The organism is Streptomyces sp. CB01881 (genome assembly GCF_002953255.1).
Taxonomy (GTDB): domain Bacteria; phylum Actinomycetota; class Actinomycetes; order Streptomycetales; family Streptomycetaceae; genus Kitasatospora.
In genome coordinates, this window is record NZ_CP026498.1 from 10,696,840 (window position 1) to 10,699,365 (window position 2,526).

Genomic DNA, 2,526 nt, shown 5'->3' on the forward strand with positions numbered 1-2,526 from the left:
AGCTCCAGTACCAGACGTACTGGACCGACCCCGCCCAGGACACCGCCCACCTCGACTACCTGCGCGGTCTCTATCGGGATGTGTACAAGGCCACCGGTGGCATCCCCGAGATCAACACCGACACCGACGGCGCCTACGTCAACTACCCCGACACCGACCTCGGCGTGGCCGGACAGCCGAACCCGGCCTACCAACGGCTCTACTACAAACAGAACTACAGTCGCTTGCAGAAGGCCAAGAAGACCTGGGACGACAAGAACGTGTTCCACCACGCCCAGTCGATCACCTTGCCGTCCTGACCGCCCACGCAGAGTCATGTCGACCATCCGGTAAACGGGGGATATCGGGGCGAATGGTGCGAGTAAAGGGGTTCGGGCGGTTACTCGGTGTGGGCGCCGACGGCTGGCTGGATGTCCTCGCAAGGCCAGGCCGAGAGCGGGCCGGGCTCTCAGGAGTGTGCACGTTTGCGAGGGTGTACTCGGATCAATGCTGACTTTTGCTGACCTAAGCTGACGGGTCGTCGGGTGCGTGTGCATGCGTGCCGCCCGTCTTCTCCGCATGGAACAGTGCGCATCCTCGAATCGCGTACGCGGACGGTTCGGTCGATTCAGCGTCTGGTCGACCGACTTCCGGTAGACCTTCGCCGAGCTGCAGGGCCAGCCGGTCTTCGGCATGCTGGTCACCGCCGACGACAAGCGCTCCGACGAACGCGGGAGCGCCTCACCCGGGCCTCGCCCGCCATTCCCAGCGCCAATCCTCTGGCGCAGGCCGGCGCCGAGAAGCCTCGGCGTCCTCGCGGGCCTTGGCACCGCGGAGCGGAACGGAGATGGTGACGGCGGCGTACCTGGCGTGGAGGGCGAGGGTGGCGCCGGCTCACAGTTCGGCCTTCGTCGCCGGCATCATGCGCGCGACCTTCGCCGCCGCTGAACCTTTAACTCCGCAGTGAGCGAGGCCGCTTTCGTTGGGCTTCCTCGACCTGGCCGCTGTGGGCGTAGGCCCGGGCTGCGATCGTGGCCAGTCGGGCAGTTCCCGTGGCGCCGACTCCGGGGAAGGACCGGGCCTCCACGATCTTGTGAACCGCTTGGGAGGGGTTGCCGTTCCAGTAGTACAGGACGGCCAGGTACGCGTGTGCATACGCCTGGAGGGGCCCGTGCTCGGCGACCTGGCCGTAGAGGGCGGCGGCCCGGGTCAGTTCGAACGCATGGGGCATGGCGCCCAGGTCGAAGGCGCAGGCCGCCAGGAGCGCCGAGGCCTGGCCGGCCACGAGGTACGGACGTCGCCCCTGCGACAGCACCTGGGTGCGGTCGAGCTGCACCACGGCGACACCGAGCAGCTCCTTCGCCGTCATGAAGACCAGGTGCGGCGGCTTGACGGTGGTGGACCGGACCAGGTGTACGAGGTCGTCCTCGAGTTGGTCCAGGGTCAGGTCGGGGAGCAGCCGAGCGGCTGCTTCGGCGGCGTGCGCGCGGGCGTCTCGTGCGGTCATTCGCAGTTCACTTTCATCGGGCATCGGCCTCGCGGGTAGCGCCGACGCCTGCTGGTCGCGGTGGTCGAGATCGAAGCCGGTCACCGTATCCCGCCCTCAGGACCGGCGCGGAGCGCCATGCATCCCTCCAGCGCCCCGAAGCCGAGGGAGTGGTAAAGCGGGGCGCCGGGCCCGGTGGCGCTCAGCTCGATGTTGACGAATCCGCTACGGGCGGATGGCGTCCGATGGTGGTGCTGTTCGAGTGCGACGTTCAAGCGGATCACCTCCGGGCGAGCCCGGGTCGAACGGGGACTTTTCGAGCACGTCCCGGGCGCGGTCAAGGGCCTCCTCCAGTCGGTCGCGCACGGGTTGGGGGAGGGCGGCAGCGCCCAGTGCGCAGGCGGCGAGAGCCTGTTCGAGCGCGGCCTTCCGGCCGGGTTCGAGGCGGTCGCGAACCCCGTGGTGGGTGAGGAGGTCGCGCAGCGCGTAGCCGTCGCCGGATTCACCCGTTCGGCTGGTCAGGTGTGCGAGTAGGTTTCGGGCCGAGGGAGTGTCGGGGTCGGCCGCATCGATTGCGGTCAGGGTGAGGCGGGTGGCGAAGACGGCCAGGCCCTCGTCCGGTTCGAAGGTGAGGCAGCGGTCGATGGCGTCGGCGGCGGCGTGCGGGTCGCCGGGGCGACACAGCGCGGTGAGTACCGCGGTGACGGCGTTCTCCCAAGAGTCGCCGGGTTCGGTGTCCGCCAGCAGTGCGAGGGCGCCGGGCAGGTCGCCAGTAGTGGCGGCGGCGAGGATGGCGGTCTGGCGGCCGTCGAAGATACGCAGGCGATGCCGCGGTGCTCCTCGATGTGGTGCAGGGCGTCGCTCCAGCGGCCGGCGGAGGTGAGGGCGTGGGTGCCGTCGGCGATGAGGACCCGCCACAGCCACTGGCGGACCTCACCGCGTTGATGGTCGGCCTCGGTGAGGCGGGCAGGGACGGTGATGCCGTCGAGCGTCGTCTCGGCCGCGGTGGTGACGGCGCGGTAGAGGTCGGTCAGGAGTTGGTGGCCGTGCTGGTGGTGGCC

General features: G+C 69.3%; 3 protein-coding genes. 1 reads left to right on the forward strand and 2 read right to left on the reverse strand.

Annotated features, from left to right (window positions below; all coding sequences use genetic code 11):
• Positions 1-299: BBE domain-containing protein (locus C2142_RS41020; RefSeq protein WP_241003002.1), on the forward strand; the 299-nt coding region annotated here is incomplete at its 5' end.
• A gap of 632 nt (positions 300-931) precedes the next feature.
• Here the strand turns inward: C2142_RS41020 and C2142_RS36050 are convergent.
• Positions 932-1,486, reverse strand: a complete 555-nt coding sequence (locus tag C2142_RS36050) for a hypothetical protein (protein WP_148647028.1) — start codon at positions 1,484-1,486, stop codon at positions 932-934.
• Between the two features lie 204 nt (positions 1,487-1,690).
• On the reverse strand, positions 1,691-2,383 hold the full coding sequence (locus C2142_RS36055; RefSeq protein ID WP_148647029.1) for a hypothetical protein: 693 nt from the start codon (positions 2,381-2,383) through the stop codon (positions 1,691-1,693).
• Positions 2,384-2,526 lie beyond the last annotated feature (143 nt).